At 64.1% G+C, this 19,297-nt stretch carries 21 protein-coding genes; 13 read left to right on the top strand and 8 right to left on the bottom strand.

Going from position 1 to position 19,297, the window contains the following annotated elements; translation table 11 throughout:
• The first annotated feature begins 4 nt into the window (after window positions 1-4).
• The 8 genes from DKM43_RS01460 (at window position 5) to DKM43_RS01425 (ending at window position 9,312) form a co-directional block, all read left to right on the top strand.
• Window positions 5-223, top strand: coding sequence for a hypothetical protein (locus DKM43_RS01460; RefSeq protein ID WP_109796700.1), 219 nt, complete (start codon window positions 5-7; stop codon window positions 221-223).
• A gap of 628 nt (window positions 224-851) precedes the next feature.
• Window positions 852-2,417, top strand: a complete 1,566-nt coding sequence (locus DKM43_RS01455; RefSeq protein WP_109796699.1) for a class I adenylate-forming enzyme family protein — start codon at window positions 852-854, stop codon at window positions 2,415-2,417.
• Window positions 2,418-2,454: 37 nt separating this feature from the next.
• Window positions 2,455-4,599 carry a PQQ-dependent dehydrogenase, methanol/ethanol family gene (locus DKM43_RS01450; protein WP_109796698.1) on the top strand — a complete coding sequence of 715 codons (2,145 nt, stop codon included), beginning with the start codon at window positions 2,455-2,457 and terminating at the stop codon, window positions 4,597-4,599.
• A gap of 132 nt (window positions 4,600-4,731) precedes the next feature.
• Complete coding sequence (locus tag DKM43_RS01445) at window positions 4,732-6,246, top strand: aldehyde dehydrogenase family protein (RefSeq protein ID WP_109796697.1); 1,515 nt, start codon at window positions 4,732-4,734, stop codon at window positions 6,244-6,246.
• A gap of 67 nt (window positions 6,247-6,313) precedes the next feature.
• Window positions 6,314-7,186, top strand: a complete 873-nt coding sequence (locus DKM43_RS01440) for an amidohydrolase family protein (protein ID WP_109796696.1) — start codon at window positions 6,314-6,316, stop codon at window positions 7,184-7,186.
• 11 nt (window positions 7,187-7,197) lie between these two features.
• Window positions 7,198-7,653 (top strand): beta-lactamase hydrolase domain-containing protein, encoded by a 456-nt coding sequence (locus tag DKM43_RS01435; protein ID WP_109796695.1) that lies wholly within the window; start codon window positions 7,198-7,200, stop codon window positions 7,651-7,653.
• Window positions 7,654-7,655: 2 nt separating this feature from the next.
• Window positions 7,656-8,393, top strand: a complete 738-nt coding sequence (locus tag DKM43_RS01430; RefSeq protein ID WP_161554013.1) for an alpha/beta fold hydrolase — start codon at window positions 7,656-7,658, stop codon at window positions 8,391-8,393.
• 16 nt (window positions 8,394-8,409) lie between these two features.
• Window positions 8,410-9,312: a TauD/TfdA dioxygenase family protein gene (locus DKM43_RS01425; protein WP_109796693.1), complete on the top strand. Its 903-nt coding sequence runs from the start codon at window positions 8,410-8,412 to the stop codon at window positions 9,310-9,312.
• Between the two features lie 3 nt (window positions 9,313-9,315).
• Here the strand turns inward: DKM43_RS01425 and DKM43_RS01420 are convergent, their stop codons facing one another.
• On the bottom strand, window positions 9,316-9,717 hold the full coding sequence (locus tag DKM43_RS01420) for a VOC family protein (RefSeq protein ID WP_109796692.1): 402 nt from the start codon (window positions 9,715-9,717) through the stop codon (window positions 9,316-9,318).
• Between the two features lie 83 nt (window positions 9,718-9,800).
• Window positions 9,801-10,655 (bottom strand): formyltetrahydrofolate deformylase, encoded by an 855-nt coding sequence (gene purU, locus DKM43_RS01415; RefSeq protein ID WP_109796691.1) that lies wholly within the window; start codon window positions 10,653-10,655, stop codon window positions 9,801-9,803.
• A 125-nt stretch (window positions 10,656-10,780) separates the two neighbouring features.
• On the opposite strand from purU, the gene ligM reads away from it, so the two are divergent.
• From ligM to DKM43_RS01400, 3 genes are all read left to right on the top strand, one after another.
• Window positions 10,781-12,181: a vanillate/3-O-methylgallate O-demethylase gene (ligM, locus tag DKM43_RS01410; protein WP_109796690.1), complete on the top strand. Its 1,401-nt coding sequence runs from the start codon at window positions 10,781-10,783 to the stop codon at window positions 12,179-12,181.
• A gap of 83 nt (window positions 12,182-12,264) precedes the next feature.
• The gene (locus DKM43_RS01405) at window positions 12,265-13,161 is read left to right on the top strand and encodes a methylenetetrahydrofolate reductase (protein WP_109796689.1); all 897 of its coding nucleotides are present in this window, start codon (window positions 12,265-12,267) and stop codon (window positions 13,159-13,161) included.
• Entirely contained in the window at window positions 13,158-13,826 is a 669-nt protein-coding gene (locus DKM43_RS01400; protein WP_161554012.1) for an alpha/beta fold hydrolase, read from the top strand. The genes DKM43_RS01405 and DKM43_RS01400 overlap by 4 nt, the downstream gene beginning before the upstream one ends.
• 15 nt (window positions 13,827-13,841) lie before the next feature.
• Here DKM43_RS01400 and DKM43_RS01395 read toward each other — a convergent pair whose 3' ends face one another.
• From DKM43_RS01395 to DKM43_RS01370, 6 genes are read right to left on the bottom strand one after another with little or no spacing between them, the layout of a single operon-like run.
• Window positions 13,842-14,465 carry a riboflavin synthase gene (locus tag DKM43_RS01395; protein ID WP_109796687.1) on the bottom strand — a complete coding sequence of 208 codons (624 nt, stop codon included), beginning with the start codon at window positions 14,463-14,465 and terminating at the stop codon, window positions 13,842-13,844.
• A gap of 12 nt (window positions 14,466-14,477) precedes the next feature.
• A complete protein-coding gene (gene ribD, locus DKM43_RS01390; protein WP_109796686.1) occupies window positions 14,478-15,449 on the bottom strand; it encodes a bifunctional diaminohydroxyphosphoribosylaminopyrimidine deaminase/5-amino-6-(5-phosphoribosylamino)uracil reductase RibD in 972 nt (323 codons plus the stop codon).
• Entirely contained in the window at window positions 15,446-15,961 is a 516-nt protein-coding gene (locus DKM43_RS01385) for a hypothetical protein (RefSeq protein ID WP_109797028.1), read from the bottom strand. Before DKM43_RS01385 ends, ribD begins: the two co-directional genes overlap by 4 nt.
• Before the next feature lie 46 nt (window positions 15,962-16,007).
• Entirely contained in the window at window positions 16,008-16,778 is a 771-nt protein-coding gene (locus DKM43_RS01380) for a M48 family metallopeptidase (protein ID WP_109797027.1), read from the bottom strand.
• Window positions 16,779-16,788: 10 nt separating this feature from the next.
• Entirely contained in the window at window positions 16,789-17,232 is a 444-nt protein-coding gene (locus tag DKM43_RS01375; protein ID WP_109796685.1) for a YcgN family cysteine cluster protein, read from the bottom strand.
• Between the two features lie 8 nt (window positions 17,233-17,240).
• Window positions 17,241-17,819 carry an SCO family protein gene (locus DKM43_RS01370; protein WP_236632321.1) on the bottom strand — a complete coding sequence of 193 codons (579 nt, stop codon included), beginning with the start codon at window positions 17,817-17,819 and terminating at the stop codon, window positions 17,241-17,243.
• Between the two features lie 146 nt (window positions 17,820-17,965).
• On the opposite strand from DKM43_RS01370, the gene DKM43_RS01365 reads away from it, so the two are divergent.
• Together DKM43_RS01365 and DKM43_RS01360 are read left to right on the top strand one after the other, a co-directional pair.
• Window positions 17,966-18,586 carry an ankyrin repeat domain-containing protein gene (locus DKM43_RS01365; RefSeq protein ID WP_109796683.1) on the top strand — a complete coding sequence of 207 codons (621 nt, stop codon included), beginning with the start codon at window positions 17,966-17,968 and terminating at the stop codon, window positions 18,584-18,586.
• A gap of 18 nt (window positions 18,587-18,604) precedes the next feature.
• Entirely contained in the window at window positions 18,605-19,258 is a 654-nt protein-coding gene (locus DKM43_RS01360; RefSeq protein WP_109796682.1) for a COQ9 family protein, read from the top strand.
• Window positions 19,259-19,297: the final 39 nt, after the last annotated feature.

The raw sequence follows: 19,297 nt of genomic DNA, 5'->3' as shown, positions 1-19,297 counted from the left end.
GGCGATGCTGGATACTGCGCTTTCCCTGCTGATGCTTGCCGCGCTCGCCCTGCTGCTGGGCGCGGCGTTTCTGTGGCGGCGCGGAGAGCGCAAGCGCCCGGCACTGATGTTGACGCTGGCGGGGATCATGGTGATGAACCTCATCATCTGGACCTTGCCGGACAAGTCTGGCGCAACGCTGGCGGGCGCCGCAAAGCAGCCCGCCCTGCCTGATGGGCAATGACCCGGACGGGTCGGGACGGCATTTCCTGACCGGGCGTGACCTTGCGCACAGTTGCGCCGCAAATCCCCTGTTATCGAGACACAGACAGCGCGTGATCCTTGAAGCGCGCTGACCTGACTTCGATTGGACCGCAGCCCGTTTTCGCCGCGTCTCTCGCGGGCTGTGCCAGTCTGGTCGATCAGACGGATGGCGTGCTTCAATCCCTGGCACGGCAGCCGTCCGGACGGGGGCGCTCCTGCAATGCAGGCGCTCCCGTTTCAACTTGCTCCGCATCAAGGCGGCCTCACTTGCTCTGGCATGGCTTGGCCTGCCCTCATTTCCCCATCGTCACATTGCACGGGGTGAAACGCGTTGAGTCAGGGCCGTGCGCGGGTAGCGGCGCACGCCCTAAGCCGCGAGTTGCGGAGAGGCGGAGTGCTGCTTGCAGACTGCGGCAAGCGCTGTGCGATCCGCCAATCAGTATGTGTTGCTGACAATTTTTTGGGGCAAAGGGCTGGGGCAAGCAGAAAGACCGGCGTTTCCGGAAAGGAAAACGGTCTGTCGGGCAGACCTGCGAGGCCGCGATGCTCCGCATGAAGAACCCGGTGCGGCGTTCCCGTCGATCCGGGTCTATCGCCGGGAAGAACCAATGCGCGCTATCGACTATTTTGACCGCGGACATGATCGCAACCCTGATCGGCTTGCCATCATCGACACCGAAACCGGCCTGGAGCTGACTTTCGCACAGACGAAGGAACTGTCTGAACGCATTGCTGCGGCGCTTCAGCGGGGCGGCTTCGAAAACCAGGATCTGCTGGGCCTTTATGGTCCCAACGACGGGATGCTGCTGGTGGTGCTGCTGGCGATGTGGCGCGCCAACGGCAAATGGATCCCGGTGAACACCCGCAACGCCATCGATGCCAATGCCGCCTACATCAACTACGTGCGGCTGAAATGGCTGGTCTATCATTCCTCCAAGGCGGGCGAGGTCGAACAGCTCAAGGCGCTGTGCCCGACCTTGCAGCACTTCGTCTGCCTCGATCGCCGGATGGGGGATGATCCGAGCCTTGAAGAGTTCATGGCCGGCGTCTCGGTGGCCGATTTCGTTGAACCGGAGATCGATGCCTTCGGCAACCTGATGGACATGGTCGGCATTTTCCCGACCGGCGGCACGACCGGCCCATCGAAGGGCGCGAACGTGACCAACCTTGGCTGGGGGACCATGATCGAGACGGCGGCCGACGGCATGGGCGGCCGCACCGATGATCCCGTGGCGCTGGTTTCCGCGCCGATCACCCATGCTGCGGGGCCGATTGCGCTCTCCACGCTCAGCCTTGGCGCAACCCAGGTGATCCTGCCCGGCTTCGATGCCGAGCGCGTGCTGCGCACGATCGCGCAATACAAGGTCACGCACATGTATCTGCCGCCGACGGCGCTCTACCAGTTGCTGGCATCGCCCGAACTTGGCGATCACGATTACTCCTCGCTGAAGATCTTCATCCTCGTTGGCTCGCCATGCAGCCCGGAGAAGCTGCGTCAGGCAGTGGAGGTTTTCGGGCCTGCCATGTGCCAGTCCTACGGACAGGTGGAATGCCCGATGATCGTGGCCTGGTTCCCGCCGGAGGACGTGGCGCGGTTTGCGCGGGAAGCGCCGGAAAAGCTGGCCTCGTGCGGCAAGCCCACGCGTTCCATCAAGGTCAAGCTGCTGGACGACGATGGCCATGAAGTGCCGCTGGGCGAGGCTGGCGAAATCTGCGTGCGCGGCGCGCTGGTGACGCATTCCTATTTCGAGAAGCCCGAAGAGACGGCGGAAATCCGCAAGTTCGGCTGGCACCACACCGGCGATGTCGGCAAGTTCGACAAGGACGGCTATCTCTACATCGTGGATCGCAAGAAGGACATGGTGGTATCGGGCGGATTCAACGTGTTCACCGCCGAAGTGGAGGCCGCCATCACGGAATTGGCGCAGGTGCGCGAAGCCTGCGTTTTCGGCATTCCGCACGAGAAGTGGGGCGAGCAGGTTCACGCCGTGGTCGTGGCGGACGGCATTACCGACGCCGAGATCATCGCCTACGCCAAGGAGCGGCTCGGCGGGGTCAAGGCGCCGAAATCTGTCACGTTTATCGACTCGATTCCCCGGACCGCAGCAGGCAAGATGGACAAGAAGGCGCTGCGCAAACCCTATTGGGGCAATGCCGATCGTATGGTGAACTGATCCGCGAAAAAGCGGGCGGCTTGGAAGAGGTCTGGATATGGGATCGAGGGTCTGGCTGAAGGGATTGCCGCTTGCCGCGGCGCTGCTGGCGCTGGCTGCGTGCAATACCGGCGGTGGCGGCAGCGGTGGATCGATCGCGGCATCGGGCGTGACCGATGCGCTGATTGCCGCCGCGCCCGAAGGGGAATGGCTCAGCTATGGCCGGGACTATGGCGAGCAGCGCTTTTCCCCGCTGACCCAGATCAACGATGGCAATGTGGGCCAGCTTGGCCTTGCCTGGTTCCACGATCTTGAAACCGCGCGCGGGCAGGAAGCCACCCCCCTGATGCACGATGGCACGCTCTACATCTCGACCGCATGGTCGATGGTGAAGGCGTTCGATGCCAGGACCGGGCAGCTAAAGTGGGCCTATGATCCCGAAGTTCCGCGCGAAACGCTGATCCGGGCATGTTGCGATGCGGTGAACCGCGGGGTCGCGCTCTACGGCGACAAGGTGTTCGTGGGCACGCTCGACGGGCGGCTGGTCGCGCTTGACCGGAAGACTGGCAAGGTCGTCTGGTCGAAGGTGGTGGTGCCCAACCAGACCGACTACACCATTACAGGCGCACCGCGCGTGGTGAAGGGCAAGGTCATCCTTGGCAGCGGCGGGTCGGAATACCGCGCGCGCGGCTATATCGCGGCCTATGACGTGGAGACCGGGAACGAGGTGTGGAAGTTCCACACCGTGCCCGGAAATCCGGCAGAGGGCTTCGAGAAGGAAGGCGTCAACCGTAAGGCGATGGAAGCCGCCGCGAAGACCTGGGCCGGAGACTGGTGGACGCTTGGCGGTGGCGGAACGGTCTGGGACGGGATTACCTATGATCCCGCCACCAACCTTGTCCTGTTCGGAACCGGCAATGCCGAGCCGTGGAACCCTGCGGCATCGGGCCGCGATGGCGATGCGCTGTACACCTCGTCGATCGTGGCAGTAAATGCCGACACCGGTGAATATGCCTGGCACTTTCAGGAAACGCCCGAAGACCGCTGGGACTTCGATTCAGCCCAGCAGATCACGCTGGCAGACCTGACCATCGACGGGCAGCAGCGGCACGTGGTGTTGCATGCGCCCAAGAACGGCCATGTCTATGTGCTCGATGCCAAGACCGGCCAGTTCATTTCGGCAACGCCCTTCGTGATGGTCAACTGGGCAACCGGGATCGACCCCAAGACCGGCAAGGCGATCATCAATCCGGCAGCCCGCTATGAAAAGAGTGATGCGCCCTTCTTCAGCCTGCCCGGTGCTGTGGGGGCGCATAGCTGGCAGCCGCAGAGCTTCAGCCCCAAGACGGGCCTGCTCTATCTGCCGGTGAACAATGCAGGCTTCCCCTATGTCGCCGCGAAGAACTGGAAGCCGAGCGACATCGGCTTTCAGACCGGCCTCGATGGTTACGTGACCGCCATGCCAGCCGATCTCAAGGTTCAGGCCGAGGCCAAGGCCGCAACGACCGGGACGCTGGTGGCGTGGGATCCGGTGGCGCGCAAGGCGGCGTGGAAGGTTGAACTGCCCAGCCCTTCGAACGGGGGCATTCTTTCAACTGCTGGCAATCTGGTTTTTCAGGGCACGGCGGGCGGCGATTTCGTTGCCTACAGTGCCGACAAGGGCAAGCAGCTCTGGTCGTTCCCGGCGCAGAGCGGGATCATCGCGGCCCCGATGACCTATGCGATCGACGGCGAACAGTATGTGGCCGTGATGGTCGGCTGGGGCGGGGTGTGGGATGTGGCGACCGGCGTGCTGGCGCACAAGGCGCGCCAGCAGCGCAACATCAGCCGACTGGTGGTTTTCAAGCTGGGCGGCAAGGCCGCGCTGCCGCCGCCGCCGCCGATGAACCAGATGGTGCTTGATCCGCCGCCCTTTACCGGCACCGCCGAGCAGGCAAGGGCCGGCGGCGAACTTTACGGGCGCTATTGCAACGTCTGCCACGGCGATGCCGCGGTGGCGGGTGCGGTGAACCCCGACCTGCGCCATTCGGCCGCGCTCAACACGCCTGATGCGATCCGTTCCATCGTGATCGACGGGGCGCTGAAGCACAACGGCATGGTGTCGTTCAAGTCGGCGCTCAAGGCCGAAGACGCGGACAATATCCGCCACTACCTGATCAAGCGCGCCAACGAGGACAAGGCGCTGGAAAAGAAGAAGGGCTGAGCAGCCCGACCGGGCCGGGACATCGCGCCCCTCCAGTACGGGGGCGAGGTGTCTTGATCCGGCTTGAAAATTGTATGCGTTGCATACTAAGATCAAGGGAAAGCACAGCAGTTTTACGGAGAGGAGTCGGCAATGAACGACATGACCACGATCAGCCGCGTGCAGCCTGAATACTCGCAGGCCGCCAAGGCATTCCTCGCGCGCAAGCCGCAGCTTTTCATCAACAACGAATGGGTCGACAGCAGCCACGGCGAGGTGATCGCGGTGGAAGACCCGTCGAACGGAAAGATTGTCGGCCACATTGTCGATGCCTCGGACCGCGACGTTGACCGGGCGGTGGCCGCCGCGCGCGCCGCGTTCGATGATGGCCGCTGGTCGGGCCTGCCGCCGATGGTGCGCGACCGCACGATGAACCGTCTGGCCGATCTTCTCGAAGCCAACGCCGACCTGTTCGCCGAACTCGAAGCGATCGACAACGGCAAGCCCAAGGGTATGGCGGGCGCGGTCGACATTCCCGGCGCAATCAGCCAGCTTCGTTTCATGGCCGGGTGGGCCAGCAAGGTGGGTGGCGATACGATCCCGCCCTACACGATGCCGGGCGGCATGGTGTTCAGCTACACGGTGAAGGAACCGGTGGGCGTGTGCGCGCAGATCGTGCCGTGGAACTTCCCGCTGCTGATGGCCTGCCTCAAGATCGCGCCCGCGCTGGCGGCGGGCTGCACGCTGGTGCTGAAACCTGCCGAGCAGACCTCGCTCACCGCGCTCAAGCTGGCGGATCTCGTGGTTGAGGCGGGCTTCCCCGCAGGCGTCATCAACATCATCACCGGCAACGGCCATACCGCTGGCGACAGGATGGTGAAGCATCCCGACGTGGACAAGGTGGCCTTCACCGGATCAACCGAGATCGGCAAGGTCATCAACCGCAATGCCACCGACACGCTCAAGCGCGTGACGCTGGAACTGGGCGGGAAAAGCCCCGTGGTGGTCATGCCCGATGTGGACGTGGCGCAGGTGGCGCCCGGCGTTGCGGGCGCGATCTTCTTCAATTCGGGTCAGGTCTGCGTGGCCGGATCGCGGCTCTATGCGCACAGATCGGTGTTCGACAGCGTGCTTGAAGGCATGGCGCAGACCGCGCCGTTCTGGGCGCCGCGCCCTTCGCTTGATCCTGAGGCGCACATGGGGCCGCTGGTCAGCAAGGAGCAGCATGACCGCGTGATGGGCTATATCGAGGCGGGCAAGCGTGATGGCGCCAGCGTCGTGCTCGGCGGCGATGCGCCAAGCGCCGAGGGCGGCTATTACGTGAACCCCACGATCCTTGCCGATGTGAACCCGCAGATGTCGGTCGTGCGCGAGGAAATCTTCGGCCCGGTGGTGGTGGCCCAGCGCTTCGACGATCTGGATGAAGTGGCGAAGATGGCCAACGACACCTGCTTCGGGCTTGGCGCCGGGGTGTGGACGCGCGACATTTCGATAATGCACAAGCTGGCCGCGCGCATCAAGTCGGGCACGGTCTGGGGCAATTGCCACGCCATGATCGATACCGCGCTGCCTTTTGGCGGCTACAAGGAATCCGGTCTGGGCCGCGAACAGGGACGGGCCGGGATCGAAGCCTATCTCGAAACCAAGACCGTCATCATCCAGATGTGAAGCGGCGCCATCCGCGCCGTTCCCGCAAAGGCAGGAATGGCGCGGCTGCCCGATCAGGAGACTGCCAGTGCCCATCGACCTTTCGAAGATCAAGGCGATCGACGTTCACGTTCACGCCGAGGTTTCGTGCCATGATCCCGAAGATCCGGTGATGGGCCAGTTCTTCGATGCCGCCTCGGCCTATTTCAAGGCCCCGCGCGAGCGCCCCAAGATGCCCGAAATCGTGGAAATCTACCGCGAACAGCAGATTGCCTTCTGCATGTTCACCGTGGATGCCGAATGCGGCATGGGCGCCAAGCGCGTCTCGAACTACGAAGTCGCCGAGATCGCGCTCAAGAACGATGACATCTGCATCGCCTTTGCCTCGATCGATCCGCACAAGGGCAAGTATGGCGCCCGCGAGGCGCGCGACCTGATCGAGAACTATGGCGTGCGCGGCTTCAAGTTCCACGGCATTGCCCAGAACTGCCATCCGGCAGACCGCGTGGGCTATCCCATCTACGAGGTGATCGCCGAATATGGTCTTCCGGCGATCTTCCACACCGGCCATTCCGGCATGGGCACCGGGATGCGCGGCGGCGGCGGGATGCGGCTGAAATACGGTCAGCCCATGCTGGTCGATGATGTGGCGGTCGATTTTCCCGACATGAAGATCATCCTTGCGCATCCTTCCTGGCCGTGGGTTGACGAGAGCCTTTCGATGGCGCTGCACAAGGACAACGTGTTCATCGACCTTTCGGGCTGGTCGCCCAAGTATTTCGCGCCGCAGATCATCCAGTATGCCAACACGCAGCTGAAGAAGAAGATGCTGTTCGGTTCGGACTTCCCGCTGATCCACCCGCAGAAGTGGATCGAGGCCGCGCTGAAGGTGGGCTTCAAGGAAGAGGTCATGCCGGGCATCATGAAGGACAATGCCGCGCGCCTGCTGGGTCTGGCCTGAGGGCTGGCGCGATGGCCGATCCCGATGACATCCGCGCATGGCAGCGGCTGGATGCGCAGATCACCACATCGGGCAGGCTTGAGGACAGGGACGTGGCGCGCCTTGCCGACATGGGTGTGCGCCATGTCATCAACCTTGCGCTGGAAACCCATCCCGAAGCGCTGGCGGACGAGGGCGACAAGCTGGCGGCCGCCGGCATTGCCTATACCCATATTCCGGTGCCCTTCGATGCGCCCGACGAAACGCATTTCCGGCGTTTCGTGGCCGCGCTGGAGCAGGGCGCAAAGCCGGTTCACGTGCACTGCATCATGAACTGGCGGGTCTCGGCGTTCTTCTATCGCTATCACCGCGATTGCTGCGGCATGGATGAGCCTGCCGCGCGGGCGATCATGGCACGGCAATGGTCGCCCGATGGCCATGACCGGCCCGAAGCGGCGGTGTGGGCGCAATTCATCGCACGGAGTTGAAGTTGGCAGGTTTTGTTCTGATTCACGGTTCCTGGCATGGTGGCTGGTGCTTTGATCCGGTTGCCGCGATCCTGCGCGCGCGCGGACACGTGGTCGCAGCCCCGACGCTTCCCGGCATGGGAGGTTCGGCCGATGAAATGGCCGCCGTCACCCTTGCCGGATGGGCCGATTTTGCTGCGCAGCATTGCCGCGAGGTGCGCGCGGCCTGTGGCGGGCCGGTGGTGCTGGCGGGCCATTCGCGCGGGGGGCTGGTGGTTTCCACGGCGGCAGAGCGCCACCCCGATGCGATGGATGCGCTGGTCTATATCTGTGCGATGATGCTTCCCGACGGGATGAGCCGCGCCGAGTTCAAGGAACTGGAGGGGCCGAACCCCGCCTTCGATGGCATCATCCGCAAGGTTCATGGCGGCATTGCCACGGAGATCGACCGTGAGAACGCTGCGCCGGTCTTTGCCCAGGTTTCCCCGCCTGATCTGGTGGCGGCCGCCATGGAACGGCTGGTGGCCGAACCGCACGGACCGCGTTCGGAAAAGCTGCAAGTGACGGCGGAGCGCTGGGGCAGCCTGCCGCGCACTTATGTGGAATGCACGCTCGATCGGACCATTCCGATCGACAGCCAGCGCAAGATGCAACAGTTTTCGCCGGGGGCGAAGGTGGTGACACTGGAGGCCGATCACAGCCCCTACCTGTCGAAGCCGGAAGAGCTGGCCGACGCACTGGAAGGGGCCATACCGGGCTGAAGCGAGGGGGCAGGCAATGCGTGAGGTGAGGCTCAGTCCGCAGGGCGATTTCGACAATGCCGCGAAGGCCTATCGGCACATCACCGCGCATCCCCTGACGGCGGCGATGGGCGCCGAGATCACCGGCGTGCATCTGGGCGCAAGCCTTACGGACGAAGCCTTCGACGAGATTGCCGATGCGCTCTGGCGGCACAAGATGGTGTTCCTGCGCGGTCAGCATCTGACCCACGCCGAACACGAAGCCTTCAGCCGCCGCTTCGGCCCGTTTGCCGTCGATGCCTACACGCAAGGGGTGGAGGGGCACCGCAATGTCCACCCGCTCATCAAGGAGGCCGATACCCGAACCAAGGCGCTGTTCGGCAGCGGCTGGCATACCGATTCGCCCTTTCTCGACGAACCGCCTTCGGTGACGATCCTGCGCGCGGTGGAGGTGCCCCCCTATGGCGGCGACACCACCTGGGCTGATACGCAACTGGCCTGGCGGATGCTCAGCCCCGCGATGCAGGCCATGCTGCGGCCGCTGCGGGTGCACATGTCGGCCGAGGCCAACGTGTTCACGCAGGAGCGGATCAGCGGCAAACCGATGGCCTTTGCCAGTGAGGACCGCCGCCGGTCCGCGCTTGCAGGCAATTTTCATCCGCTGGTGCGCACGCACCCCTTCACTGGTCTGCCGTCGCTTTATGTGGACGAGGTCTATGCCGTGGGCATCGAAGGCATGACTGACGCGGAAAGCCGTCCGATACTGGACTTTCTGGTGCGCCATATCACGCAGGCCGGGTTCACCTGCCGCCTGCGCTGGGAGCCGGGCATGATCGCCATGTGGGACAACCGGTCCGCCCTTCACCTTGCGCCCAACGATTACGACGGGTTCCGCCGCGAGATGTATCGCACGACCATGGCGGGCGAGCGCCCGCAATAGCCATCAGTCCCCGAAGAAATTGAGTTCCAGCAGAACGTTGTTGGGGTCTGCCGTGAAAATCTGGCGCAGGCCGATGGCTTCGACCGTGTTGGTCTGGCAATCGAGCCGCATTGCCGTGATCCGTTCAAGCACCGTGTCATAGCCGCTGCAATTGAGCGCGACGTGGTGGATGGCGCCGGTCAGCGAACCGGGCTGCACTTCGCGGTCATAGGCGCGCGGGCAATCGACGGCGTTGATGTGAATGATCGGTCGCCCTGAGGCATCGTGCATCCACTGGGCGTTCTGCGGAGTCAACGGGGGAGGGCCATTGCGCCGCTCAAGACCCAGCAGGGCGCGATAGAACTCGGCGGTTTCGTCCAGCCGGTCGGTGATGATGTTCACATGGTCGAGCGCGTTGACCTGCATCGTTCCTCTCCCCTTGGCCGAACGGCGGCAAGGGCATTGTGCGCCTGCCACCGTCCGATCTCAACCGCGCAAAAGAACGAGGCTCAGCTTTTGAAGACAACCGTCTTGTTGCCGTTGATGAGCGCGCGATCCTCAAGGTGGAGCCGCACCGCTTCGGCAAGAACCCGGCGTTCCACGTCGCGGCCCTTGCGCACGAGATCTTCCGGGCTGTCGGCGTGGGTGACGGCTTCTACATCCTGATGGATGATCGGGCCTTCATCGAGATCGGCGGTAACGTAGTGGCCGGTCGCGCCGATCATCTTCACGCCGCGGGCATGAGCCTGATGATAGGGCTTGGCACCCTTGAAGCTGGGCAGGAACGAGTGGTGGATGTTGATGCAGCGGCCCGAAAGGAACGCGGCCAGATCATCCGAAAGGATCTGCATGTAGCGCGCCAGCACCACCAGTTCCGCGCCGGTTTCGGTAACGATGCGCTTCACTTCGGCTTCCTGCTGCGGCTTCGTGTCCCTGGTGATGGGCAGGTGATGATAAGGCACATCGCCCATCAGCGAGATCGAGAGCGCTTCCTTCGGGTGGTTGCCGATGATGGCCACCACGTCCATCGGCAGTTCGCCGATGCGGGTGCGGTAGAGCAGATCGCCAAGGCAGTGGTCGAACTTGCTGACCATGAGGATGACCTTGCGCTTCACGGCGGTGTCGCGGATGTGCCAGTCCATCGCATACTGGTTCGCCACGGGGGCAAACGACGCGCGGAAATCATCGACCGTTGCCGCGCCGGGGTTGAACACCACGCGCATGAAGAAGCGGCCGCTCAGCGCATCGTCGAACTGCTGGGCTTCCTCGATGTTGCCGCCAGCCTCGAAGAGGTTGCCGGTGACGCGGGCGACGATCCCCGGCTGGTCTTCGCACGACAGCGTCAGAATCAGCGATGCACTCATCAAAATCTCTCCCTCAGGTGTGCGCCGCATAGAGCGCAACATTTGGCATTGCGAATCTCGCGTAAAATTGTATGTGTTGCATACAAGTTTTTCAACGTGTCTTTTTCTAGTCGGGAGAGCAGGTCATGGTGGCACGAAACCTTGAAGAGGTGATCCAGCAGAACGGTAATGTGGTCGATATGCTGCGCAACTCGCAGCTTGGCGCCTATGTCTATCCGGTGGTGGCGCCGGAGTTTTCCAACTGGCGCAGCGAACAGTGGGCATGGCAGCACAGCGCGGTCCTGTTCGACCAGTCGCACCACATGGTGAACCTCTACATCCGCGGCAAGGACGCGCTCAAGCTGCTGTCCGACACCATGATCAACAGCCCCAAGGGCTGGACGGTCAACAAGGCCAAGCAGTATGTGCCCACCACGCCTTATGGCCACGTGATCGGCGATGGCATCATCTTCTGGGAAGAAGAGGAATCATTCACCTACGTCGGCCGTGCGCCTGCATCGAACTGGCTGCGCTATCACGCCGCAACCGGCGGGTATGACTGCGAGATCGAACTCGACGACCGCTCGCCGATGCGTCCGATGGGCAAGCCCGTCCGCCGCAAGGAATGGCGCTTCCAGATCCAGGGGCCGAATGCCTGGGCGGTGATCGAAAAGCTGCATGGCGGCCCGCTCGAACAGCTCAAGTTCTTCAACATGAGCACCATGAACATCGCGGGACGCAAGGTGCGCACGCTGCGCCACGGCATGTCGGGCGCGCCGGGTCTTGAAATCTGGGGGCCTTACGACGAGCAGGAGGAAATCCGCGCCGCGATCCTTGAAGCGGGCAAGGAGTTCGGCCTGATTGCCTGCGGTAGCCGCGCCTATCCCTCGAACACGCTTGAATCGGGCTGGATCCCGTCGCCGCTGCCCGCGATCTACACTGGCGAGAAGCTGAAGGGCTTCCGCGAATGGCTCGGCGCCGACAGCTATGAGGCGACCGGATCGATCGGCGGTTCGTTCGTGTCGGACAACATCGAGGACTACTATCTCAACCCGTGGGAACTGGGCTATGGCGGCTTCGTCAAGTTCGACCATGACTTCCACGGACGCGAGGCGCTGGAAGCACTGAACCCGGCCGAGCAGCGCAAGAAGGTCACGCTGGCCTGGAACCCTGAGGACATGGCCAAGATCATGGCTTCGCTGTTCAACCCCGATGGCGAACAGTACAAGTTCTTTGACGTTCCGCTCGCCAACTATGCCTCGTCGAACTACGACCGCGTGGTCGACGCGGGCGGCAAGACCGTCGGCTTCTCGATGTTCACCGGCTATTCCTACAACGAAAAGCAGGCGCTTTCGCTGGCCACGATCGATCCGGAAATCCCGGTCGGCACCGAACTGCGCGTGGTGTGGGGCGAAGAGAACGGCGGCACCCGCAAGACCACGGTCGAACCGCACAAGCAGATCGAGGTCCGTGCCATCGTCTCGCCGGTCCCCTACAGCCGCGTCGCGCGCGAGAACTACGCCGAAGGCTGGCGCACCGCGCGCTGAGCCTCATTGAACGAAAAGAGCCCGCCCGGATCATCGCAAGGATGGCCGGGCGGGCCGTTCGATCTCCAGAGAGGATCCCGAAAATGGCAAAGGCATCGCTCATCCATCCCAACTGGGACAAGGAACCCGACGGGATCACCGATGGCTTCAGCCTTGAGATGACCGCGAAGGACGAGGCGTCGCTGCGCGATGCCGCGCCGCTCATCCCGGCTGACACGCCCATTGCCATCACCTTCCTGCCCGGCGAAGATGTTGCCGCGCGTGTAGCCGCCACAGTTGCGGTGCGCCAGCTTGGCTTCGAGCCGATGCCCCACTTCTCCGCGCGGCGGATCACGTCCGAGGACGATTTCGAAGGCTACCTGCGCGCCGTGGTTGAACAGGCGGGGGTTGAGCGCTGCTTCATCGTTGCAGGCGATCCGCCCGAACCGGTCGGCCCCTATTTCGACACTTCGGCACTGATTGCCACGGGCGCGTTCGAACGCGCGGGCATCAAGGCCATCGGCATTGGCGGGCATCCCGAAGGCCATCCGAACATGACCGAGGCCGAGTGCTGGGCCGTGCTGGAAAAGAAGGTGGCCGAAATCGAGCGGCGCGGCATGGCTCCGCTGATCGTGACCCAGTTCGGCTTCGATCCCGATGCCTTCCTGCGCTGGCTCAGGGAACTGCGCGCACGCGGCATCGAAGCTCCCGTGCGCATCGGGGTGCCCGGCCCGGCAGGGATCAAGCGCCTGCTGGCCTTTGCCGCGCGTTGCGGCGTTGGCGCCTCCACCGCAGTGCTGAAGAAATACGGAATCTCGGTGACGAACCTGCTCGGCACGGCGGGGCCGGACAAACTGGTTGATGCCTTTGCCAAGGGTTTGGGACCGGAGCACGGCAAGGTGCGCCTCCACTTCTACCCCTTTGGCGGGCTGACCAAGACGCTGGAATGGATCAACGCCTACAACCGCAAGCATGGGCGCAAGCACGGCATCGGGGCATGACCGATTTCGTTCTGGTTCACGGGGCGTGGGGTGGCAGTTTCGTATGGGACCGGCTCAAGGCCGATCTGGTGGCTGCTGGCCACGGCGTGCTTGCCGCTGATCTTACCGGACTTGGCAAGCGCAAGGCCGAGTTTCATCCCGGCATCACGCTGACGACCCACATCGATGATGTCTGTAGCCAGATCGCGCAGGCGGGCTTTGATCGCTTTGTCCTTGTCGGTCATTCATGGGGCGGCATGGTCATCACGGGCGTTGCCACCCGGTTGGGGGCGCGGATTGATGCCATCGTCTATGTCGACGCCTTCCTGCCGCAGGATGGCCAGTCGCTGTGGGATCTGACTGGCGAGTGGGAACACGCGCACTACATCGGCAGCCAGAAGCACAACCCCGGCGCTGTTTCACCGTTGCCGGGTCTGGAAAGCCCGGTGCTTTCGGCCCATCCGCTGCTGACGCTGGTTGAGGCGGTGCGCTTCACCGGCGAGGAGGCGAAGATCCCGCGCCGGGTTTATGTATTTGCCAATGGCTGGCAACCAACGCCGTTTGCGCAATTTGCCGCTGCGGTGCAGGACGATCCGGCGTGGGAATACCACGAAGTGGAAGCCGGGCATTATGTCATGGCGGACCAGCCGGACCAGACGCTGCACATCCTGCTAGGCTGCGCATGAGCTGGCCTGCGCCGCTTATCCTTGCGCCGCAAGGCTCTGCATCCGCTTGAGATAGCGGGCGAGCACGTCGATCTCCAGGTTGACCTTGCGGCCTTCCGCCAGCGTGCCCAGCGTGGTCACTTCGGCGGTATGGGGAATGATGTTCAGCATGAAGTGGCAGGCGCCATCGGGCTGATCGGCCACTTCGTTGACCGTCAGCGACACGCCGTCAACCGTGATCGAGCCTTTGGCGGCAATATAGGGCGCCAGTTCCGCAGGCGCGGAGACGATATACTGCCACGATGCGCCGACCTGCTTCACGCTGACGACTTGGCCCACGGCATCGACATGCCCGGTGACGATATGCCCGCCCAGTTCGTCGCCCAGCTTGAGCGCGGGTTCAAGGTTGAGCGGCGCGCCCACTGTCCACTGTTCGGGCGCGGTGCGCTTGACCGTCTCGCCCGATACATCGACGGCAAACCAGCCTTCACCGGCAACGCCGCCCTTGTCCACCACCGTCAGGCACACGCCCGAACAGGCAATCGAGGCACCGATGGCAATTTTCGCCGGGTCCATCGCGCACGATATGGTCACGCGCCGGTCCCCCTTGTCCTCGATGGCGAGGATATTGCCGACTTCGGTGACGATCCCGGTGAACATGCGAACTCTCCTTCAGCGCACCCGCTCGTAGACATCCAGCGCATCGCTGCCAAGCGTCCTGCGGTCCACGTTGCGCCAGCGGCCATGTGCCTGCGCCAGATCGCCAAGCCCGATATCGCCAATGCAGGCAAGGCCCCGCCCGATCAGGATAGGTGCCCGATAGATGAGGAGGCGGTCCACCATGTCGGCCGCAAGGAAGCTGGCCGCGGTCTGCGCGCCGCCTTCGACAAAGAGATACTGGGCATCGCCAAAGGCGCCGGGTGCGCCGATGTCCGCCACGCGGTGCCAGCCATCGGGCACCTTTTGCCGGGTGAGGGCCATGCGCTGCGGGCTGCGCTGTTCCAGCCCCGGCAGGCGCACGTCGAGCCGGGGGCGATCCGTGCGCAGGGTGCCGCCGCCCACGAGGATGGCATCGGCGCGTGCGCGCTCGGCATGGCAGTGGGCGCGCGCGGCGGCGCCCGTGATCCACTGGCTGGACCCGTCAATCAGCGCAATCCTGCCATCGATCGAACACGCCAGCTTGAGCGTGACGTGCGGGCGGCCAAGCTGGCAGCGTGCAAGGTATCCGGCCAATGAGGCGCGCGCCGCCGCGCAAGGCAGGAGATCGGCGGCAATGCCTTCGGCGCGAAGGGCGGCAATCCCGCTTCCGGCCGTGCGCGGATCGGGGTCTTCCACGCCGATGACCACGCGGGCAAGGCCGCTTTCAAGCACCAGCGACGTGCACGAAGGGCCGCGCGAACTTGCATGGGCGCAAGGTTCAAGCGTGACGTAGAGCGTGGCCCCGGCGGCAGCCTTGCCCGCCATGGCCAGCGCTTCGGCTTCGGCGTGCGGTCTGCCGCCTTGGCGTGTCCAGCCGCGGCCCACCACCTTGCCATCGTGCACGATCACCGCACCGACCGCTGGATTGGGGCGGCTGAGCGGGCGTCCGCGCGCGGCCAGCGCGGCGGCGGCATTCAGCCAGCGCTCGTCTTCGGCAACGCTCATTCGCCCTGGGCGGGAGATCCGCTGCCGGCCTGCGATTGCAGCTTCTTCTGCTCCGCCTCGAAGACCGGGTTCTTCACAAGATGCTTTTCAAGCAGTGCCTTGCGCTCGGCTTCGATCTTTGCATCGATGGCAGCGCGTTCGGCCTTGCCCGCTTCATAAGCCTTGTCGGCATCGATGCCGGTGGCATTGCCTACAGCGCGATACATCTGGCGTATGCGTTCGGCGCTTTCCTCTTCCCGCGCGGCTTCGGCGCGGGCCTTGGCGGTGGCCTCGCGATTTTCGGCAAGGATTTCCGCATCGGTGCGGCCTTCGGCAAGGCTGGGGAAATAGATCAGTTCGGGCGGTCGGGGCAGGCCGCGCCCGCCCTGCTGGCCCATCACATAGAAGATACCGCCGGTAACGGCCAGGGCCAGAAGCATGCCAACGAAGCGATATTCGCTTGGTGCGCCAAGGACTTCCCACAAGTCGATGACTGCGCGGCGCGGAGAGACGTTGCGGAAGAAACCCTTCATGGTCGCCAAGATAGGCGCTTCGCGCCCGTTACGCTAGGCATGAGCATCATCCGAACACCGCATAGAGCGTGCGGCCATGCTGTTTCAGCCAATGGTTGGCCGTCTCGACATCGGCTTCATAGAGCCGGCCGAGATGGGCATGGAAGGCAGGGCTGTGATCGAAATGGCGGATGTGGGCCACTTCGTGCGCGACGACCGAGCGCCGCACGAAATCAGGAGCCATGACGAGCCGCCAGTTGATCCGGATGGTGCCATCGGCCGCACAGCTGCCCCAGCGGCGCTGGGCGCGTGACAGGGCAAGGCGTGGCACGGCCTCTTCGGCGCGGGCGCAGTAGTGCGAAAGGTCATCGGTGCAAACCCGCAAGGCTTCGGCTTCCAGCCAGCGCTGCAAACGCGGGGCCAGCCCTTCGGCAGGGCCGCCAAGGATGATGCTGCCTTCGATTGCCACAGGTCTGCGCGGCGCCCCCTGCTGCCAGTCGATCCGCAGTTCCTGTCCGCGGAAAGGCAGGCTGGCACCCGGTGCGATCGTGGCGGACTGCGGCAGGCGTTCGAGCTGGCCTGCCAGCCAGTCGGCGCGCTGGCGCGCAAAGGCTTCGGCATCGCCCACGCGCCCCCATGCGGGAATGGAAACGCGCGCTTCGCTGCCATCGGGGGCAAGGCGCAGGGTCATGCGCTGGGCGTGGCCAAGCTTGCGGATGACGAGGGGCAGTTCGCGTTCGCCCACAACGATCGTGCGCCGCACCGCGCTGCGCGGCCGTGGCGCTGCCGCCTTGCGGCCTGACGGCGAGGTGTCGGCGCGGCGGAGCCAGTCGAGCATCAGGCGAACCTCACGCATCGAAATGATCGGCTGGCACGATGTGTTCTTCCAGCGGACCGGCCAGTGTTTCACTGATCGCCCTGCCGACCACCGATTGCCCGGCGCGGTGCACCGCATCGCGGTTTCCGCAGACGAGATAGTGCCATTCGGGCAGGGGATCGCCATCGGCGCGCAGGCGATAGGCGCAGGTAACGGGCAGCCACGGCAATTGCCGCGCCAGCTTGGGCGTGAGGCGCAGGCAATCGGGCACATAGGCCCGGCGGTGCCGGTAATCGCTGCACCGCGCGGTCTTCAGATCGAGCAGCTTGCAGGCGACGTTGGTGTGATAGACATCGCCTGTCGCATCGTCTTCCAGCTTGTGCAGGCAGCACTTGCCGCAGCCGTCGCACAGCGCTTCCCACTCCTCGCGGGTGAGAGCCTCTATCGGCTTTTCCCAGAAGCGTGTTTGCGGCATTCAGCGGATCAATGCACCCATCGTGCAAGTTCGGCGGCAACCGCCTTGCCGTCCTTTTCGGCAGGCAGCAGGGCGATCGGTTCACCCTTGGGGCCCATCAGGAAAGCGCCGCGGCTGTGATCCATGAGGTAGGCATCGCTCGTGCCGCCTTCACGGCGCGAATGGAACACGGCCCATTTCTTGGCCACGGCATCGATTTCTGCCTGCGTGCCGGTAAGGCCCACCACTTCGGGGCCGAAGTTGGCGGCAAATCTGCCCACGACTTCGGGGGTGTCGCGCGCGGGATCGATCGTGATGAATATCGGGACCACGCTGCCGGCAAGCCTGGCGTGCTCCTTGCCGAACAGGCGCACCCCTTGCGCGATGTTCAGCAGATCGACCGGACACACATCAGGGCAGAAGGTGTAGCCGAAATAGACCACGCGATACTTGCCCTCGAAATCGCTCCAGCGCACCGGCTTGCCGTCCTTGCCGGTAAGCGTGAAATCGCCGCCGATGGCCGCGCCTGCGAGCGGGGGCGGCTCGGACTGTCCGCTGCCGCACGCGCCCAGCGCGAAGGTGCAGGCTGCGGCAAGGGGAAGGAGCATGGATCTGAAAAGCTTGGTCATGGCGCGGCGGTTCATGCTCTGCTAACCGTGTGCTTGCAAGAGCCGAGTCCGCGCCGCACCGACGTTGCCCGTCATGCCGCGCAACTTGGGGCACGCCCTTCCGGGCAGGAAAGCAGGAGGAACAGATGCTGTCGAACATCCGCAGGCCATTTGCCGCGATTGCGGCGGTTCTGGCTGCGGCCGCGCTTGCGGTGCCCGCACAGGCCCAGTTTTCCGACAGCTACAAGTTCCTCGAAGCCGTCCGCAAGAAGGAAGGCGACAAGGTGACGGAGGCCCTCAACGAGCCGGGCACCCAGATCATCAACACCAAGGATTTCACCACCGGGCAGACCGCGCTGCACATCGTGGTGGCCCGCCGCGACCTGACGTGGGTGCAGTTCCTGCTGGCCAAGGGCGCCAACGTGAACGCGCGCGACAACCGCGGCGTGACGCCGCTGGTGCTGGCATCGGAAATGGGTTTCATCGAAGGGGTGGACGAACTGATCCAGTCCGGGGCGAGGGTGGACGAGGCCAACAATACCGGCGAAACCCCGCTCATCAGCGCGGTGCATCGCCGCGATCTGGCGCTGGTGCGCTTGCTCATCAAGGCCGGGGCCAACCCCGATCGCCCGGACAATTCGGGGCGATCCGCGCGCGATTATGCATCGCTTGACGGAAAAGGCAGCGCGGTTCTGGCCGAGATCGAGCGTTCGACCAAGGAAGCGCAGGGCAATGCGCCCAAGAAGACCTATGGTCCCTCGTTCTGAAACGGGCATGATGAAGGAATGATCGAAGACACCTCGCTTGATGCGCTGCGCCTGCGCCTTGCCCCTGCCATTGCCGAGGCAGCGGCATTCGATGGCTGGAAGCCCGCGGCAGTAGCGGCTGCGGCCGAAATCGAAGGGGTTGATCCCGCGCTTGCCGCCTTTGCCTTTGATGGCGGGGCGATGCAGATGATTGCCGCATGGATCGCGCGGATCGATGCCGACATGGCCCAGGCCCTGCCTGCAAGCCAGCTTGGCAACCTGCCCATCCGCGAGCGCATCCGGCGGCTGGTGCAGTTCCGGCTTGATGCGATCGAGGGCAAGGAGGAGGCGCTGCGCCGCGCGCTTGCCATCATGGCCATGCCGCAGAACGTGGCCGCCGCCGCCCGTCTAGGCTGGTCGAGCGCGGATGCGATGTGGCGGCTCGCCGGAGATACCGCGACCGATTACAATCACTATACCAAGCGGATCACTCTGGCTTCGATCTATGCCGCGACGCTGGCCTATATGGCGCAGGATACGAGCGAGGACCACGAGGACACACGCGCCTTTCTCGATCGCCGGATCGAGAACGTGATGCAGTTCGAAAAGGCCAAGGCACGCTTGCTCAAGCCGCGCGACGAGAGTTTTTCGCTGGTGCGCCTGCTGGGCCGGATGCGCTATCCGGCCGCATGAGCGCGCCCGCTGCGGCGACGGATTTTTGATCTGGCGCAA

It is taken from the genome of Novosphingobium meiothermophilum, from assembly GCF_003171715.1.
GTDB lineage: Bacteria > Pseudomonadota > Alphaproteobacteria > Sphingomonadales > Sphingomonadaceae > Novosphingobium > Novosphingobium meiothermophilum.
The sequence above is the reverse complement of the archived record's forward strand: the minus strand, read 5'-3'. Positions and strand labels throughout refer to the sequence as shown.